Origin of the sequence: Streptomyces actinomycinicus (assembly GCF_016741775.1) — a bacterium.
GTDB lineage: Bacteria > Actinomycetota > Actinomycetes > Streptomycetales > Streptomycetaceae > Streptomyces > Streptomyces actinomycinicus.
In genome coordinates this window covers 1-17,179 of the sequence record NZ_JAERRK010000036.1, presented here as the reverse complement: position 1 = coordinate 17,179, position 17,179 = coordinate 1, and the positions used below count along the sequence as shown (strand labels likewise).

Annotated in this window: 9 protein-coding genes and 1 pseudogene; 6 read left to right on the top strand and 4 right to left on the bottom strand. The window is 71.2% G+C overall.

Annotated elements, in window-relative coordinates:
- Window positions 1-65 precede the first annotated feature (65 nt).
- Both JK359_RS37460 and JK359_RS37455 read left to right on the top strand, forming a co-directional pair.
- Window positions 66-2,942, top strand: a complete 2,877-nt coding sequence (locus JK359_RS37460) for a helix-turn-helix transcriptional regulator (RefSeq protein WP_201844103.1) — start codon at window positions 66-68, stop codon at window positions 2,940-2,942.
- Window positions 2,943-3,043: 101 nt separating this feature from the next.
- A complete protein-coding gene (locus tag JK359_RS37455) occupies window positions 3,044-3,880 on the top strand; it encodes a sulfurtransferase (protein WP_201844102.1) in 837 nt (278 codons plus the stop codon).
- A 2-nt stretch (window positions 3,881-3,882) separates the two neighbouring features.
- Here the strand turns inward: JK359_RS37455 and JK359_RS37450 are convergent, their stop codons facing one another.
- Window positions 3,883-5,193 carry a PucR family transcriptional regulator gene (locus JK359_RS37450; RefSeq protein ID WP_201844101.1) on the bottom strand — a complete coding sequence of 437 codons (1,311 nt, stop codon included), beginning with the start codon at window positions 5,191-5,193 and terminating at the stop codon, window positions 3,883-3,885.
- Window positions 5,194-5,416: 223 nt separating this feature from the next.
- Entirely contained in the window at window positions 5,417-7,561 is a 2,145-nt protein-coding gene (locus JK359_RS37445; RefSeq protein ID WP_307788452.1) for an MMPL family transporter, read from the bottom strand.
- Between the two features lie 531 nt (window positions 7,562-8,092).
- Here JK359_RS37445 and JK359_RS37440 point away from each other — a divergent pair.
- Complete coding sequence (locus JK359_RS37440) at window positions 8,093-9,292, top strand: hypothetical protein (protein ID WP_201844099.1); 1,200 nt, start codon at window positions 8,093-8,095, stop codon at window positions 9,290-9,292.
- Window positions 9,293-9,578: 286 nt separating this feature from the next.
- Here the strand turns inward: JK359_RS37440 and JK359_RS37435 are convergent.
- Window positions 9,579-10,430 (bottom strand): annotated as a pseudogene (locus tag JK359_RS37435) (alkaline phosphatase family protein); the annotation flags it as partial.
- Window positions 10,431-10,891: 461 nt separating this feature from the next.
- On the opposite strand from JK359_RS37435, the gene JK359_RS37430 reads away from it, so the two are divergent.
- Both JK359_RS37430 and JK359_RS37425 read left to right on the top strand, forming a co-directional pair.
- Window positions 10,892-11,917 (top strand): TolB family protein, encoded by a 1,026-nt coding sequence (locus JK359_RS37430; RefSeq protein WP_201844119.1) that lies wholly within the window; start codon window positions 10,892-10,894, stop codon window positions 11,915-11,917.
- A gap of 21 nt (window positions 11,918-11,938) precedes the next feature.
- Entirely contained in the window at window positions 11,939-13,252 is a 1,314-nt protein-coding gene (locus JK359_RS37425) for an MFS transporter (RefSeq protein ID WP_201844097.1), read from the top strand.
- On the opposite strand, the gene JK359_RS37420 is transcribed toward JK359_RS37425, so the two are convergent.
- The gene (locus tag JK359_RS37420) at window positions 13,203-15,527 is read right to left on the bottom strand and encodes a SpoIIE family protein phosphatase (protein ID WP_201844096.1); all 2,325 of its coding nucleotides are present in this window, start codon (window positions 15,525-15,527) and stop codon (window positions 13,203-13,205) included. The genes JK359_RS37425 and JK359_RS37420 overlap by 50 nt on opposite strands.
- Window positions 15,528-16,168: 641 nt before the next feature.
- On the opposite strand from JK359_RS37420, the gene JK359_RS37415 reads away from it, so the two are divergent.
- On the top strand, window positions 16,169-17,134 hold the full coding sequence (locus JK359_RS37415) for a helix-turn-helix domain-containing protein (RefSeq protein WP_201844095.1): 966 nt from the start codon (window positions 16,169-16,171) through the stop codon (window positions 17,132-17,134).
- Window positions 17,135-17,179 lie beyond the last annotated feature (45 nt).

The following is a 17,179-nucleotide window of genomic DNA, read 5'->3' as shown; positions in this document are numbered from 1 at the left end:
GGCAGGGCGCCATGATGTGGCCTCTCAGTGACGAAGCTGCTGTTCCTGGCAGTGGATTCCTCTTCGTGGGACGAGGCCCCGAGTTGGAGATCCTCGGCGGCGCGCTGCGCCGCAGGCCCGCCGTGATCATGGTCGAGGGCGAGGCGGGGATCGGGAAGTCCCGACTGCTGCGGGAGACGGCAGCGGCCGAGGCCGCCCGGGGGAGTCGGACCCTGATGACGGCGTGCCACCCTCTGCGTGCCCCGTTTCCCTTCGGACCGGTCCTGGACGCACTGCGACGCACCGGCGACTGGCTGCCCCCGCCGGACGAGCTGAACCCGGTCACCGGTGAGCTGCTGCCCCTCCTGCCCGAGCTGACAGGGCACCTGCCCATGCCGAGTGCCGGCGCGGCGGACCCTCGCACCGAGCGGGTCTGGTGCATGCAGGCGGTACGTGCGCTCCTGGAGGCCGCCGGCCCCGTGACGCTGATGGTGGAAGACCTGCAGTGGGCGGACGAGGCCACCCGCGACCTCCTTCTGATGCTCGCCCGTGACCCGCCGAACGGACTGGCCCTGGTGCTCACCTACCGGCGGGACAAGCGCCGCCGGGGTGTACCCGTCCTGGGGACGGCCTACCGGCGGCCTCCCGGGATCAGTGGGGCGGAGATCCAGCTGAAGCCGCTCACCGAGAGCGACATGCAGCAGATGGCCACCGCGGCACTCGGTCCACGGGCCACGCCTCGTCTGGTCCGTGTGCTCTTCGAACGCAGCGCCGGGTTGCCGTTGGTCGCCGAGGAGGATCTCATCACGCTGTACGAGCGTGGGCGGTCCAGCGCCCTGTTCAACGGCGCACCGAGCGACGACGACGATGTGGCCGGGCTGGAGAGTTCGGAGGTGCCGCGCGGGCTGCGGGAGGCCGTGTCGGAGCGCGTCGCGGGGCTCTCGGAAGCCGGGATGGCGGTGGTCCAGGCCGCGGCCGTGCTGGCGGTGCCGGCCCCGGAGGCTCTGCTCGCCGAGGTGGCCGACCTGGATCCCGAGAAGGGAACACAGGGACTGCTGGAGAGCCTGCGGTCGGCGGTGCTGATCGAGTCCTCCCCCACGCTCTACGGCTTCCGGCACGCGTTGGACCAGCAGGCGGTCTACCGGGGGACGGTGGGCCCGCGCCGGCTGGAGCTGCACCGAAGGGCCATCAAGGCGCTCTGGGCGCAGAACATTCCCCCGCTGGTCGAGATCGCGCACCACACACGGGCGCTCGGCGACCGCCAGGCCTGGCTCGAGCAGGCGCACGCGGCTTCGGACCAGGCCATTGCCCTCGGTGACGAAGGCACGGCAGCCGGCATACTGCGGGAGATGCTCGCCGAACGGAGCCTGGACCCCCAGCTCCGCTCGCGCGCGGCCCTGGATCTCAGCCGTATCGCGGTCAACAGCGTCGACTACGCGGCGACGGTGACGGCGTTGCGGCAGATAGTGGCCGACCCCCAGCTGCACCCTGCCACGCGCGGCGAGATCCGCCTGAATCTGGGCCTGCTCATGTACAACCAGGCCACCGACCCCTACGGCCTCCACGAGGTGGAGCAGGCCGTCACGGAGCTGGAGCAGCAGCGGCCGGAGCTGGCGGCCCGCGCCATGGCGGCGCTGGCCGTGCGCGAGGGGGACGAGCCCGTCGCCGAGGCCCTGGCCTGGCTGGAGCGGGCCGAGCGGATCATGGCGGTGAGCGGGAGCCGAGGCGCCCGGGCGGCGGTGCACGCGAGCAGGATCTCCCTGGATGCGTACCTGGGTGACCCGGAGGTATGGCAGCGCCTGGACGCGCTGCCCCGGGATGACGACGACCTGGAGGTCGTCCGGCAGACGGCCCGGGCCCTGTACAACGCTGCCGAGGGGGCGCTGCTGGTGGGGCACGACGAGCGGGCCGCAGCGCTGCTCGGGGACTGCGGGAGACTCGCTCGGCGGGTGGGGAGCCTGCTTCTCGACTGCTACTCCCGCAGCACCCTTTTGGTACACGCCTACCTGGCCGGAGAATGGGCGGGCCTCGAAGAGAAATATTCGGCGCTGCGCACGGAATTTCCGGACATGCCTTTCCTGGAAACGCAGCGGGCTCTGGTCTGCGGCCGACTGGCGGCTGCGCGTGGACAGCTGGCCAGGGCCACGGAGGAATTCACCTCCGTGGCGGAGAGCTGGAGCAAGCGTGGCGGTGTCTACATGTGCATCACGTTGACGGGACTGGCCCGGGCCAGACTCACCGACGGTGACGCCGAGGCCGCGTGGTCGGTGACCGCTTCGGCTCGGCATGTCGTACGACAGAAACAGGCCTGGGTGTGGGCGGTCAACCTGCTGCCCGTATCGGTGGAGGCCGCTGTCACGTGCGGCCGTCATCGCGAGGCCGTCGAACTGACCGACGAGATGGAACGGGGACTGGCGGGGCGGGACGCACCCGCGGCCGTGGCCGAGCTGCACCTGTGCCGGGGAATCCTCCGGCGTGAAGCCGATCCGGCCGCGGCCGCCGAGCACTTCGACCAGGCCGCCGCGATCTACCGGTCCATCGGCCGGCCGTACGAGGAGGCGGGCGCCGTCGAGTCCACCGCACACGTGCTGACCGGGACGGATCCCGGCCGAGCGGCTTCCGGGCTCACCGCGGCGGCCGATCTGTACGCACGGCTCGGCGCCGCCTTCGACGCCGCCCGCTGCCAGGAGCGGCTGCGGGCCCTGGGACTGAGCCGGCCTTCGGCACGCGGGCGCCCCGGCTACGGGGACGCCCTCTCCCCCCGCGAGCACGAGGTCGCCCAGCTCTTGGCGCGCGGCGCCAGCAACAAGGAGATCGCCCAGGCGCTCTTCCTTTCACCGCGCACCGTCGAACACCACGTGGCCCATACATTGACCAAGCTGGGCGTGAAATCGCGTGACGCGGTCCGAGGTGCGCTCGACAGGAAGAGCCGTGAGCCCCGGACACCGGTGAATGAAAGGTGACTGCATCGTGGCCGCAACTTCGCACCGCTCACGCGAATCACTGTTCCGGCTCAATTGAGCGAACCTTGCGCCCTAGTGATGGTGAAACTACCGTGGAATTCATGGACCCTGTGATCGATGTATTGGAGCTCTCGGAGGAGCTCCGGGGACCAGCTCCGCCGACGCTGGTGGAGGTGCGCTGGGTCCGTGAGGACCCGCCCGGCAATTCCAGGGGTCACATCCCCGGGGCCTACGTGGTCGACCTCGAGACCGAACTGGCCGGTCCGGCTGGACTGGGCGGCCGGCATCCGCTTCCGTCGCCGTGTGGTTTCGAGGAGACAATGCGCCGCGCAGGCGTCTCGATGGATCGCCCCGTCGTGGTGTACGACGCAGGGAACGCGGCGATGATCGCGGCGGCGCGCGCCTGGTGGATGCTGCGCTGGGCGGGACACGGCAACGTGCGGGTGCTCGACGGCGGCATGCTCAACTGGAGCGTGGCCGGACACCTCGTCGTACCCGAGCCCGAGCCGGCCTGGGGTCCGGGCGACTTCATCGTCCGTCCCGGCGCGATGAGGGTGCTGGACGCGGACCAGGCGGCCGTGGTGGCCCGCGCCGGTCTGCTCCTGGACGCCCGCGCACCGGAGCGGTACCGGGGTGACTTCGAGCCGTACGACGCCATGGGCGGGCACATCCCGGGCGCCGTCAGCGCACCCGCGGCGCAGAATGTCGACGAGAAGGGCCGGTTCCTGACCGCTTCGGCGCTGCGTGACCGCTTCGCTTCGCTGGGTGCCGAGACGGCTCCCGAGGTGGCCACGTACTGCGGATCCGGTGTCCGCGCCTCCCAGCAGGTCCTGGCCCTCGAACGAGCCGGTATCCCGTCGGGGCTGTACGTGGGTTCCTGGAGCGACTGGAGTGCCGACCCGACACGCCCCGTGGCGACCGGTTTCCGGCCGTGCTGACGCTATGGGCGGGACTGGTCGCGCATCTGGTACCTGCTCGCGGTGCGCGGACGGGCGGCCCGCGGGGTGCCGCGTCTGCGCCGCGCCTCCATCGCGGCGAACAGTTCCTGCGCCCGTAGCACGACTTCCAGCTCGAAGCGGACGTCCGGGTCACGCAGCGCCGACCCGAACAGGTCCTCGATCTGACGCAGCCGGTAGCGCACGGTCTGCGGATGCACGCTGATCTTCCGTGCGGCCTCGATGGTGTTGCCCGAGCACTGCAGCCAGGCCAGCAGGGTGCGGGTGACGCGTTCGTGCTGTTTCGGTGTCAGGTGCGCGAGCGGCGCGAGCCGCCGTGCCGTCAGCGTGCGGATGAGGACCTCGTCCTGAAGCAGCATCAGCGGCATGAGGTTGTCGGCGCAGTACATGACGGTGTCCGTACCGCCCAGCCCGCGGGCCCCCAACGCCAGCAGTCTGCGCGCCCAGCGCAGCGACACCGCCGCGTGCTCCAGCGCCACCGGCGGCCCCACCACGGCCGCCCGTCCGTCCAGGTACTTCTCCAGGGCCGGGCGGTGCTGGGGGCCCGGCTCCGGTATCAGCAGCAGCGGATCGGGCCCGCTGAAGTCGGCCAGCGCGTCGACGCTCTCGAGCACCGGCGCCGGGGCCGCCGTACGCCGCCCGTGCCTGGCCGGCGAGAATGCCACCACCTGAACGGTCTGTGGCAGCCTCCAGGCGGCGGCGAGCGCCAGTTCGGTCACCGTCTGCAGGGGTGCGGGCGTGTCTGCGGTGAGTATCTGCAGGAGGCGTTGCCGTCTCAGCCTCAGTTCGCCGGCCGCGTGCAACTGAGCCTGGGAAAAGCCCTCCGCGCAGTGCGCGGCGAGTTCGTCGATGTAGGCGAACAGGCTTTCCGCCACCGGGTACAACAGGCCCGGTTCGATGCCCATGCGGCTGCCGGTGTCGATGCACCGGCGCCAGGCGAGCCTGGCCGCCAGCCGGAACGCGGCCTGCAGGGCCTCCAGGTTTCCTCCCCTGCGCATCTCGTTCCTGCCCAGCTCCCGGCAGTCGTCCGCCGTCTCCTCCCCCAGCCGCGCCGGTCCCCCCGAGAGCCGGTTCAGGAACTCCCGCAGTGCCCGCTCCACGCCTGCCTGTATCTGCGCTCTGCAGGGGTCCTCCAGGGCGGGTACGAGCGCCGGTATCCGGGCGCGCACGGCGCGGACGGTCTCCTCGGCGAGCGAGGGCAGCTCCTTCTCCATCGAGAGCACCAGTTCGCCGGGGAGGAAATGCCTCGGGGTCTCGATCGCCGGAGTGTGGGAGTTGACCCTCCTGACGTACATGGGTTGATGGTCCTTCCATGTCTGGTCAGCCGTTGGGGGGAGAGGAGTGACGAACTCCGTCGGGCCGCTGTTCTCCGGCGCATCCGCTCCCTGCGCCCGTGTGCCGCCACGAGGGGGGCGCCGGCCCGTGTCCTCGGTGCCGGCCGTCGGCACCGAGATCACGGGCATCCATGCGGGTAACGAGCCGTACGTCGCCCCCGGAGCCCGCCTCTTTGCCTCTTGTTTACCTGCATGGCTCCCGTTGCGGGACCCGCCCGAGCCGGGCCGGCCCCAGCCAGGCGGCCCGGCCGGTGAGCGCCAGCACCGCCGGCACCAGCAGGGCCCGCACGACGAAGGCGTCCGCCAGGACGGCGACGGCAACCCCCGTGCCCAGCATCTTCGCGCCCACCGTCCGCGAGGTGGCCACGCTCAGCAACACGACGGCGAGGATCAGCACGGCCGCGGTGATGATCCCTCCTGTTCTCCGCATCCCCTCGACCACGCCCGTCCGGTGGTCGCCCGCCCGGAGCACTTCCTCTCGCACGCGGGAGAGGAGGAACACCCCGTAGTCCATGGACAGTCCGAAGGCAAGGAAGGCCATGAGCACGGGCAGTGTCGTCTCGATCACCCCGGTCGGGGTGAAGCCGAGCAGACCGGCCATGTGCCCTTCCTGGAAGACCCACACGAGGGTTCCGAACATCGCCGTCAGACTGAGCGCGTTGAGCACCAGGGCCTGCAGCGGCACCAGGTAGCTGCCGGTGAGCAGCAGGAGCAGCGACAGGGTGGCCGCGGTGACCAGTACGCCCGCCACGGGAAGCCGGGCCAGCACGGCGGCGCGGCTGTCCAGCGACTCGGCGGTCGGCCCGGTGACGTACGTGCGGAAGGGCACCTCGACGTCCCGCACGGAGCGGACCAGGCGTTCGGCCGCGGCAGGCGTGGCGTCGGCGCGGGTGACCACGGAGAGCCAGGAGTCGCCGGTCCGGGCCCGCGTCGGGTCCGGCGGCCCCGTCCGGGCGCCCGCCGTGTAGGTGCCGGTCGGTCCGTCGACGCGCTCGGCCCCCGACAGCCGGGACAACCGAGCGGCGTACGGGGCCAGCCCGGCGGACGTGGCACCGCGGACCAGGATCTCCGGGCCCGCCCCGCCGCCCGTGCTGAAGCCCTCGCGGATGTGCTGCTGTACGACACGGGCCTCGGCGCCGGCGGGGAGCTGGCGGTCGTCCGGATGCCCGAAGCGCACGTTCAGGAACGGCAGCCCGAGCAGCAGCAGGAGGCCGGTGGTGCCGACGGTGAAGAGCGGTGCCCGCCGCATCACCGTGCCGGTGACCCGGACCCACCCCGCACCGTACCGGGGAGCCGCGTGCCGCCCCGCACGGCGCCGGGGACGTATCAGCGTCCGGACGTCCCAGGCGTCGATGCGCGGTCCCATCAGGCGGAGCAGGGCCGGGAGGACGACGAGGGCCGCGCCCGCGGACAGCACCACCACGCTGATGCCGGCGTAGGCCATCGAGCGCAGAAAGCGGTGGGGGAACACCAGCATCGTCGCGAGGGACAGCGCCACCGTGACGGAGGAGAACAGCACCGTCCGGCCCGCGGTGTCCAAGGTGGTGCCGATGGCGGCGCAGCGGTCGGCTCCGCCGGTGAGTTCCTCCCGGTAGCGGCGGACGATCAGGAGTGCGTAGTCGACGGCCAGCCCGAGACCCAGCGCCGTCGTGAGGTTGAGGGCGAACAGCGAGATGTCGGTCGCGGCGGCCAGTGCGCGCAGCACCGCCTGCGATCCCACGATGGCGACCATGCCGACGCAGACCGGCAGCAGGGCGGCGGCCACGCTGCCGAAGACGAACACCAGGATCAGCAGGGTGGCGGGAACGGACATGGCCTCGGCGCGGGTCAGGTCCTCGGTGACCATGGTCTGCGCCTCGCGCCGGACCGCCGCAGCGCCACCGATGCGCATGCGCAGGGCACCCCGGGTTCCCCGGTAGCGCGGCGCGATCCGGTCCACGGCTCGCTGCACGGCTCTCGTGTCACCGCTCAGCCGGGCCGTGATCAGCGCGTACCGCCCGTCGCGCGAGCGCAGTGCGGGCGAACGGGTCGTCCAGTAGGAGGCGACACCCGCGACGCCGTGCTCCTTGACGAGCCGGGCGGCCAGGGCGCGCCCCTGCCGTGCGGCGAGAGGCCGGTCCACGCCGTTCCGGGTGCCGGCCAGGAGGATCAGGTCGGGACGGCCGCCGGGGAAGTCCCGGTCCAGGATGCGGGTGGCGTACGAGGATTCGGAACCCGGGTCCTCGTCCCCGCCGTTGCGCAGGTGGACGGCGACACCGTGACCGAGGAAGCCGGCCATCCCCAGTAACAGGGCTGTGGCCGTGAGGACGATCCCAGGACGCTCGTTCACCAGATGGGCAACCCACCGGAAGCCGCCCCGGACCGTGCGTGCACGGCGATGACCTGACATGCGTTCGCCCCCGTCGTCCTTCGAAGTTCTGCACAATCAGGAGGCGGGATTCTTTCTTTTCCCGTGCAATGACGGGTTTCGCGGATCCGCTCCTGTTTCACGCGGCGTCTTACTTAACCGCAGAACCGAAGGTGTGCTCGACCGGGCGACCGTCTGGCAAGCGGAAGTACGTACCGCGGTGACAAATACTCAACTCCCGCTTCTTTCCCGGGTCACAGCATGCGCCGCGGACGTCGGACGCGGAGCTACGGTGCCGGGGCGTGACCGCCTCACCGCCACATGTGCGGTGAGGGACGACTGTGCGTCCGCTTCGCTCATGCCGCGCGGCACTGCGGTCGCCCACCACTGACTTTTCCGGTCAGCAGGTGAATGACATCCAAATACAGGTATGGAGGAGCAGAGGTGTGCTGTGCCACTGGCAAGGGTTGTCGCTGCAATGCGAACACCGTTCACGATGATGCGGGCTTTGGCATGGAGCAGCGTCATCAAAGCCGTGGGCGTCAGCTCGCCGGGAACCACCGGGCCCTGTCGGACGCCGCTCTGATCCGGTGTCTGCGCTCCGCGGCCCCGGACCGGCCGGACGCGCCGCCGGGCGAAGCGGTCGACGCGCCGCAGGTCCTCCAGGAGCTGCGGCGGCGGCATCTGTCCGCGATGGCCTCGTACGCCGGGCTGTGGGTCCAGGGCTCACATGCCCAGATCCTGGCGGCCGAGGCGTTCCGGCACTCCGAACGTGGCATCGGCGCCTTCGAGCCCGAGGACGCCCTGCGGCTGCAGTTGTTGCTGACCGTGGCACAGACCGCCGAGCGCTGGGCCTTCACAGGGCGTCGTGCCGTCCTGGAGCCGGGTTTCCTCCGGTGGCTCGACCACCGGGCCCTGGACGACCGCCGGGAGACGGAGGGCGCCGGGTATCCGCCGAAGGCGTCGGCCGATTCGGGGAGCAGCCTGGCCCGGTGGGCCGTGTACACACTGCCGCCGCGCATACGGTCCTTGCTGTGGTACACCGTCATCGAGCCGGCGGACACCGAAGACACGGCAGCCGTCCTGGGCCTGACGGCCGTTCATCCCGCGGCCAGACGCGAGGACTTGCTGCATCGTGTACGCGGCGCGTATCTCGTCCACTACACGGCTCAGGCGGGCGAGGCCTGCCGGAACCTGATCAAATTGCTGGAGGCGACCACCCGCCCGGGCACGTCGGCCCACCGCAGCGACTACCTGGACCGGCACCTGGCCCGGTGTCCGGACTGCTCGGCCGCCCATCACGACCTGACCCGGCTCTTCCAACAACCCGACGTCCTGTTGGCGGAGGCGCTGCTGCCCTGGGCGGCCACGGCCTATCTCCGGGCCCGCAGGACCGTTCGCACCGCCCCCCGGCCTCCGGTCCGGCCGGCCCGCACCGCTCCACCGACCCGCCGTGGCTCCCGCGAGGAGCCGCGGCGGTCGGCTCGCCACGCCCGCCCGGCGACGGCTCACTCGTCCGCCAGGACGACCGTGACGATCACCGCGATGGCGCTGCTTGCGGTCGGCGCGGCTGCCGCCCTGACCCTCGCGCAGCAGCCCGCCGGTACCGGGACGCCTCCCCCGGTGTCCCCCTCGCCGATGCGCGGCGAGACGGACCCCCCGGCCGGCGGCCAGGGAGGCCTCAGCGACGCGACCGCATGCGTTTCCGGCTGAGCAGGATGCCTGCGGTCAGCAGGAGTACGGCGGCTCCCGTCAGCCACCCGATGAGGGGACTCGCCCCGGTTTCGGGCAGCCCCGGTTCCGTCGGGGCGCCGGACGGCGGTGGTGTCTGCGTACCGGGCACCGGTGTGCTCGTACCGGACTGGATCGCTCCGCCGGGCGCCGGTAGGTCCGTCGGGGCGGAGGTGCTCGGCGGTGGGGCGACCGGAGTTCCGCTTGAACCTGGCGTGGTGACCGGGGCTGTCGACGGAGGCGGGGGCGGCGGTTCGCCGGGCGCGTTCCAGATACCGGTCACGGCAGAGGCGTCGGCGGCCGCCCCGGCGTGGTCGGTGCCGGACATGTCCTCCAGGGTACGGAGCAGGTTGTAGTGCGTGTAGCTGGTGCCGGTGGTGCTGCCCGCTCTCACGGGCTGGCCGTAGAGGACGGTCGGTATCTGGTTGTCGGCGTTGCGGTTGTCCTCGTCGAACGTGACGACGAGCAGACTGTTGTGTGTCTTCGCCCAAGTGGCGTACGCGCCGAGGGTCTTCTTCAGCCAGGCGTCACCGGTGGAGACCGAGCAGTCGTGCATCGAGTTGCACAGGTCGGGGACGACGAAGGAGACGTCGGGCAACCGGCTGTAGTCGGAGGGGAACTGGTCGAGTGTACGAGCGGTGTCGGTCGGGACGTTGCTGAAGGCGAACCAGGGGTTGTGCTTCCTGGCGTACCGCCCCTCGGTACAGCTGGTGCTGCCCTGACCGGGCAGCCCCTCGTTGTAACTGGCCCATGTCTTCCCCTTGGCGATGAGTTCGGACGCGAGGTTGGGTCCGTTGCTGAACCCCGCCCGGTAGCATTCGTCGCCGGTGACACCCTGAATGCCGCCGGAGAACAGGGCGAGGTAGTTCGGCTGGCTGGGGTGGGTGATTCCGTACGATGCGGTGAGCCGGGCGCCGCCTGCCGCGAGTTCGTCGAAATAGGGCGCCTCGCCGCTGCCGAGGATCTGCGCAGCGGAATGGTTTTCGAAGACCGCGACGACGACGTGGTCGGGGGTGGGCAGCTCGCCCGGCGCGGGAGGATCTCCATTGGCCGGCCTCGTGAGGAGACCGGACAACACACCGGTGAGTACGGCGATGGTGAGGACGGCGCGTTTGCGCATGCTCCGCTCCCGGATGACAACTGCACATCAGGAATCGGCTACTGGCCTCGGCCGGAAGCCGACATGAGGCGGGCATTCGTGCACCGGGATGCGCGGGCCCCGCCCTCGACCGGGAAACTGCGGGCCTTGTGACCTTTCCGGTCCGGCAAGGCACGTGCTTTCTGTCCGCGAAGCGGACACTTCAGGCGTTGGCTGAAGTCGCATTGATGTGTGGCTCACCCGTGTGTACCAGCGCCGCGGAGCGCCGGTCAAGGAATCCTGACCGCGGTTGCGATGCCGTGAATCCCCGCCTGCGCATGACCGCAGATATTGACTCGGGCCGGCCCCCTGATGTTTTCCTTCCCCCCTGCGTAGCAGCGCAAGGGGGATCCGGCCACGGAATCCCCGACCTCTACGGCCAGGACTTGTACATGAGCACGAAGAACCAAGACGTGACGGACGAGGGCGTGCGCGACGGGCGCGTGATCCGCAAGTGCCGCCTGCCGGTCCTGATCGTCTGCATTCTGTTGCTGGCTGCGGTCGCCGGTTACTCCGTGCGCAGGGCCGCCGAGCGCACGAGCCGGCTGGACCGCCCGGCACAGGGCGGGCCGGCGGTCCTCCCCGGCCCGGTGACGCTGGCCGGGGACGCCGGACGGAGGGTCGTCTTCCGCAACATGGTGTGGGGACCCCACCGCGACGAACTGGCTTCCGTGCCGGCGGACAAGCCGACGGGGCCGCGCGTCGCCTCGGGGGTGAAGTGCCTGCGTTTCTCCGCCGCGGCCGGGACCGGCATCTGTCTGCAGGGCGAGCACGGGGTGGTGCGCGATACGTACCGCGCGGTGGTCCTGGACCAGGAGCTGCGTGAACGGCGCACGTTCCCGTTGGCGGGCACCCCGACCAGGGCACGCGTCTCGCCGTCCGGACGGACGGTGGCATGGACGGTGTTCGTCAGCGGTGACTCCTACACGGGGACGGGATTCTCCACGCGCACCTCGCTCCTGGACACCGAGGGCTGGGTGCTGCGGGACAACCTCGAGACGTACACCGTGATCAAAGAAGGGCGGCCGTACAAGGCCGCTGATGTGAACGTCTGGGGAGTGACGTTCGCCGACGACCGCACCTTCTACGTCACGGTGGCCACGGGCGGACAGACCTATCTCGCGGCCGGGGACGTCGCTTCCCGCGAACTCACCCTCATCCACGGCAATGCGGAGTGTCCCTCGCTCTCCCCCACCGGTGACCGGGTCGCCTACAAGAAGCGCGTGCCCGGGCTCCCGGCGGACGCCCCCTGGCGGCTGTACGTCCTGGACCTGCGCACCATGAAGGAGACACCGACCGCCGAACAGCGGAACGTCGACGACCAAGCGGTGTGGACCGGCGACGGGTCCCTCGTCTACAGCCTGGCGGGCGACCAGGGCACCGATCTGTGGACCGTACGAGCCGACGGCAAGGGCGCCCCGCGGAGGCTTCTCGAGGGCGCCCTGGCCCCCGCGGTCCTCGGCCGCTGACAGCTGGGAAGGCGGCAGCCGATGTACCTTGCCGACAGTCGCAACGGCTCAGGGCGACCCGAGGGCGACGGTGCCCGGTGGCGGACGAGGGGAGTCCCCGGGACGGTCTTCGCGCTCGGTGCCGTCAGCCTCATCACGGACGTGTCCGCGGAGATGGTCACCGCCGTGCTCCCTCTCTACCTGGCCGTCGGGCTCGGACTCCCCCCGGTCGCCTACGGCCTGCTGGACGGGACCCAGAACGGAGTCGCCGCCCTGGTACGGCTGTTGGGCGGCCACCTGGCGGACCGCGGTGGCGGACGGCACAAGGCGGTCGCCGCCGTCGGGTACACGCTGTCCGCGCTCTGCAAACCACTGCTGCTCATCGCGCACACCGTGCCCGCCGTCGTCGCGACGATCGCCGTCGACCGGACCGGGAAGGGCCTGCGCACGGCGCCGCGGGACGCGATGATCTCCCTTGCCGCCGGGCCCGGACGCCGCGCGAGAGCCTTCGGGGTACACCGGGCCATGGACACCGCCGGGGCCCTGATCGGTCCACTGGCGGCGTTCGGCATCCTGCAGGCCACCCGAGCACCGCTCTCCACCACGGGCTCGACATCGGCGTACGAGGCGGTGTTCGTGGTCAGCAGCTGTGCGGCCGCTCTCGGAGTGGTCGTACTCCTCCTCTTCGTTCCCCGTGCCCGCAGACCGGCCGGCCCCGTGGAACGGCTCGCCCGGGAGCCCCGCCTGCGGGACTTCGCGGGCTTGCTGAAGCAGCGGGACATGGCCCGGCTGACCTGCTGCTCCGCGCTCCTGGGACTCACCGCGACGAGCGACGGATTCCTGTACCTCCTGATCCAGCGCAGATTCGAGCTGCCGAACCAGTGGTTCCCGCTGCTGCCGTTGGCCACCGCCGCCGCGTTCCTGCTGCTCGCGATACCCGTCGGGGCGCTCGCCGACCGCGTGGGACGAAGAGCCACCTTCCTGGCCGGACACATGGCCCTGCTCGCCGTGTACGGTCTGCTGGCGGCGACGCCCGCCACCACGGTCGCGGTGGTACCGGCCGTCCTGATCTTGCACGGCCTCTTCTACGCGGGCACCGACGGAGTGCTGGCCGCCGCCGCGGGCGAGGCCGTGCCGACCGTCCAGCAGGGCTCCGGAATCGCCGTCGTGGGCAGTGGACAGGCCCTGGCCCGGATCGTCGGCTCGCTGGGGTTCGGCGCGGCCTGGTCCTCGTGGGGCGAACGCACCGCCGTCGTGCTGGCCGCGGCCGGGCTGTGCCTGTCGCTCGCCGTGTGCCGCGTCCTCCTCAGCCCGCGCACCGCGCCGGTGCGGACGCGGCCGCCCGGCTCACCGTGATGGCGAGAGCGGCTTGGTCGTCGTCGACCCCTCCGGGCCCGGTGAAGCCGCGCACCGCGCCGGTCAGTTCGACGATGACGTCCTGGGCGGTGTACCCGTCGCGCAGCCGCCCGGTCAGTGTGCCGGTGAGGCGCTCCTCGCCGAACTGGTCGCCTGCGTCGTTGCGGGCCTCGGTGATGCCGTCGGTGTAGAGAACCAGGCTCTCGGAGGGGCGCAGGCGGATGTGATGGGCGGTCAGCTCGGGTTCCTCGCAGATACCGAGCAGCAGGCCCTCCGACTCGACGGTACGGGCGACGTGCCGGGCGTCGATGAGGACGGGGAAGGTGTGACCGGCCCGCACGAACGTGACGTCGAGACCGTCGTGCGCAGGGCTGAGGTGCCCGTAGACAAGACTCACGAAGCCGGTGCCGTGGCTGGCGGGACGCTCGAGCAGGGCCTTGTTGATGGCCCGGACGACGCTGACGGTCCGGGGCAGCAGAGGGGCCACGGCACGGGCGGTGTGCCGGACCAGTCCGGTGGTCGTCGCGGCGATGGCACCACGACCGCACACGTCGCCGAGCAGGAACGCCCAGGTGCCGTCCGGCAGCGGGAAGACGTCGTAGAAGTCGCCGCCGATGTCGAGTCCTTCACCGGCGGGATGGTAGAAGGTGGCGGCCGTGGCGGCCGGCAGGGTGGGCACCTCGGACACCAGCAGGCCGGCTTGCAGGTCGCGGGCGAGAGCGACGCGCTCGGTGTACTGGCGGGCATTGAGTGCGGCGGACGCCGCGCGGCGGGCCAGTTCCTCGGCCAGCGCGATGCTGTGGTCGTCGAACGTGCCCGCGCCGTTGGTCAGTGCGGTGAGCGTCCCGAAGGGCCGCCCCCGCTCAAGCAGCGGGACGCACAGGTAGCCGGTCACTCCCAGATCGCGCCAGAGCCCGGGATTCCGGGGGGCGCGGCGCACGATCTCGCTGGCCCCGGAGGCCAGGACCCGGGCGATCGCGTCGTCGTCGGCGTCGTAGACGGGCGTCTGGGAGGCGAGGCGTTCTTCCTCCGCGTCGGTCGCCGCGGCGGTGGCGATGCGGCGTACCCGGCCGCCTTCGAGGACGTCTATCGCGCACAACGGTGCCACGCCCCCTACGCAGCACCTGGCCAGGCGCTGCAAGGTCTGCGTGTAGTCCAGGCCGGACGACAGCGAGGTACTCGCCTCCAGCAGGAAGGCCAGATCGTCGCGGGCGTGCTTCTCCCGCGTCTCGGCGGCGACGCGGGCTTGCTCGACCTGGTGACGTTCGATGGCCAGCGCGGCGGTGTCGGCGAACAGACGGACGAGGGTGAGATCGAATTCCTGCGGTGCGCGGGGCGAGGGGTGGTACATCGCGAACGTGCCGAGGAGGGTCCCGTCCCTGGCCAGGACGGGGGTGGACCAGCAGGCCGCCACGCCGGCGGAGTCGGCCAGGTCCCGGTAGGGCTCCCAGTACAGATTCGTGGCGATCTCGTCCACGATGACCATCTGCCGCCGGTGTGCCGCGGTGCCGCAGGAACCGACGCCGTCACCGATGGTGATGCCGTCGATCGCCCGGTTGTAGAACTCGGGGAGGCTGGGCCCCGCGCCGTGCCGCAGATGCCGGCCGTCGCCGTCCGCGAGCAGTATGGAGACGAAGACCTTCTCCGGTGACAGTTCCTCGATGGTGCGTGCCATGCCCTCCAGGACCTGTTCCAGAGGGGCCTGCCGGGCGATCTGCTCCAGCAGGGCACGGTGCTCGGCCGTCAGCCGCTGCGCCTGCTTGACCTGCGTGGTCTCGATCCCGATCAGATGCACGCCGGTGACGTTGCCGTCCTGGTCGGTCCTGGGTTCGTAGGTGAAGTCGAAGAACGCCTCACGCGCCCTGGCGCCGCTGCCCAGCAGGAACCTCGCGTCCGAGCCGGTGTGCCGCTCACCGGTCCGGTAGACCTGGTCCAGCGAGGTCAGGATGCCCTGCTCCTCGGCTTCGGGCAGCAGGACACCGAGCGGCATGCCGGTCCGGACAGGCGCTTCGCCGCCGATCACGGCGGCGAAAGCGGCGTTCGCGGCCTCCAGCACGTGCTTCGGTCCGGCGAGCGAGGCGAAGACGGCCGTCGACTGTCCGAACAGAGCCCGCAGGTCCTGATCAACGCCATGATCGGCACCCGTAGCCCGCGGCGATGACGCGGTGTCTTCCACGCGTAGCAGTTCGTACGCGCCTTCCGGCTCTCCGGACCGGACCCGCACCGCAGCGTCGTCGGCCTCGTCGAAGGGCTCCCGATGGACAACGGCGTTCATGGCGCTCAGCTTCTTCATGGTGCGGCCAGGTGTGGAGGAAGCGGCCCCCCGCAGCCACGCGAAGTTCAGGGGGCGTGCGTCCTACGGGCTGACAACAGCGTCTGCGACCCCTCGGCGCCCGAGTCGGCGCCGTCCGCGACAGGACCGGCCTCGTCTCCGGCCTATGGGTATGCTAACTCGGCCCCGCCGGATACGAACCTGGGGCGCGGGGGCGCCGGCACCGCTGCGGACCGGCCTGTGGCGGGACTGCGCCGCACATGTATGCATTCCCGCGCATGGCTTCGGCGGTTCGGGCGGGCCAGACAGGCCTCGGCGCGCGATCAAAGTGACCGGCAGCACGACCGGCGCTACGGAAACAGCCGGCAGACCGACCGGCGAAACGACCGGTCAAGAGGCCGGCAGCCCGACCGGCGAAACGACCGGGCAAGCGGGCGGTAAGAAAACCTGGCCCCGCGCCTGCGGCGGAAGGTAGCGTTCGCCGTCCTCCCCCACTTCCCTGCTGTTCTCTCCATGTTTCCTGAATGGAGGTCGTCATGGGCAAGAGCTCCAAAAGGCGCCGATCGGAAATGACCCCCGCCGAACGGGAGCAGGCGCGACGCCATGAGAAACATCGTGCCTACCAGCGCAGGCAGGGGATCACGATGCGTATCGACCCCGCGCCGGCCGTGCGGCGTGCGCAGGAGCTGTTCGCCGAGGGCATGGCGCCCAAGGACATGGCACGTCAGGCGGGCGTCTCGGTCACGACCGTCCGCGATCTGATCCGCGGCTGCCGCAGCGTCGGGCGGAACCACGCGCCGTTGGTGGCGATGAACCGGAGCGTGGTGCGAGCGGTGGCCGCGCTGGAGTACCGCCCACCGGACTTCACCTCCGGCTTCGGGCCCCTGAGCGCTTCGACCGGTACGAAGCGGCGACTGCAAGGTCTGTGGGCGGACGGATATCCGGGCCCGTGGCTGGCCGCGTCGTTGGGGGTCGCCGCACCCCGGGTGCACGAGATCATGCACCGGGAGCGGCTCCTCAGCGCGCGCACCGTCGACAGAGTCGCTCGCCTCCACGAGAAGTACGCCGGTGTCCCCCCTGAGAACCTCGGTCTGAACGCCCAGGCCGTCACCGCCGCCCGGAGGGCTGCCGCCAGGAAGTCGTACGTGCCCACGCGGTGCTGGGACGACGACACCATCGACGATCCGAACGCCGCGCCCGAGTGGACGGGCCGATGCGGTACGGCCGAGGGCTACGAGATCCATGAGCGCGAAGCCATCCCTCCCTGCCCCGCGTGCGAGGAGGCTGTCCGGATGCCGGTCCTGAACGGGGCGCGGCTACGGGAGCGACGGCTCGCGACGGGCATGACGGTCAGTGCCCTGGCCCGCGGGGCGCGCATGGATCCGCGTACCGTCCAGGGCTACGAGTCGGGGCACCGCATACCGCAGCCGCATCGCCTGCGCGCCCTGGCCACGGTCCTCGGTGTCGGTCCGGATGATCTGTGCACGGTCGAACTCGTGCCGCCGCCGAGGAGGGCGTCCCGCGCCCGCGCCGTGGCGCGCGTACTCGACGGGCGTGGGACGGAGCCACGTCGAGGAGAGCGAAGAGTCCCGGCGCAGAACCCCCGGTGACGAGCCCGCCGTGAGGTCAGCAGGGGCCTTCGTACGCCTGCCAGA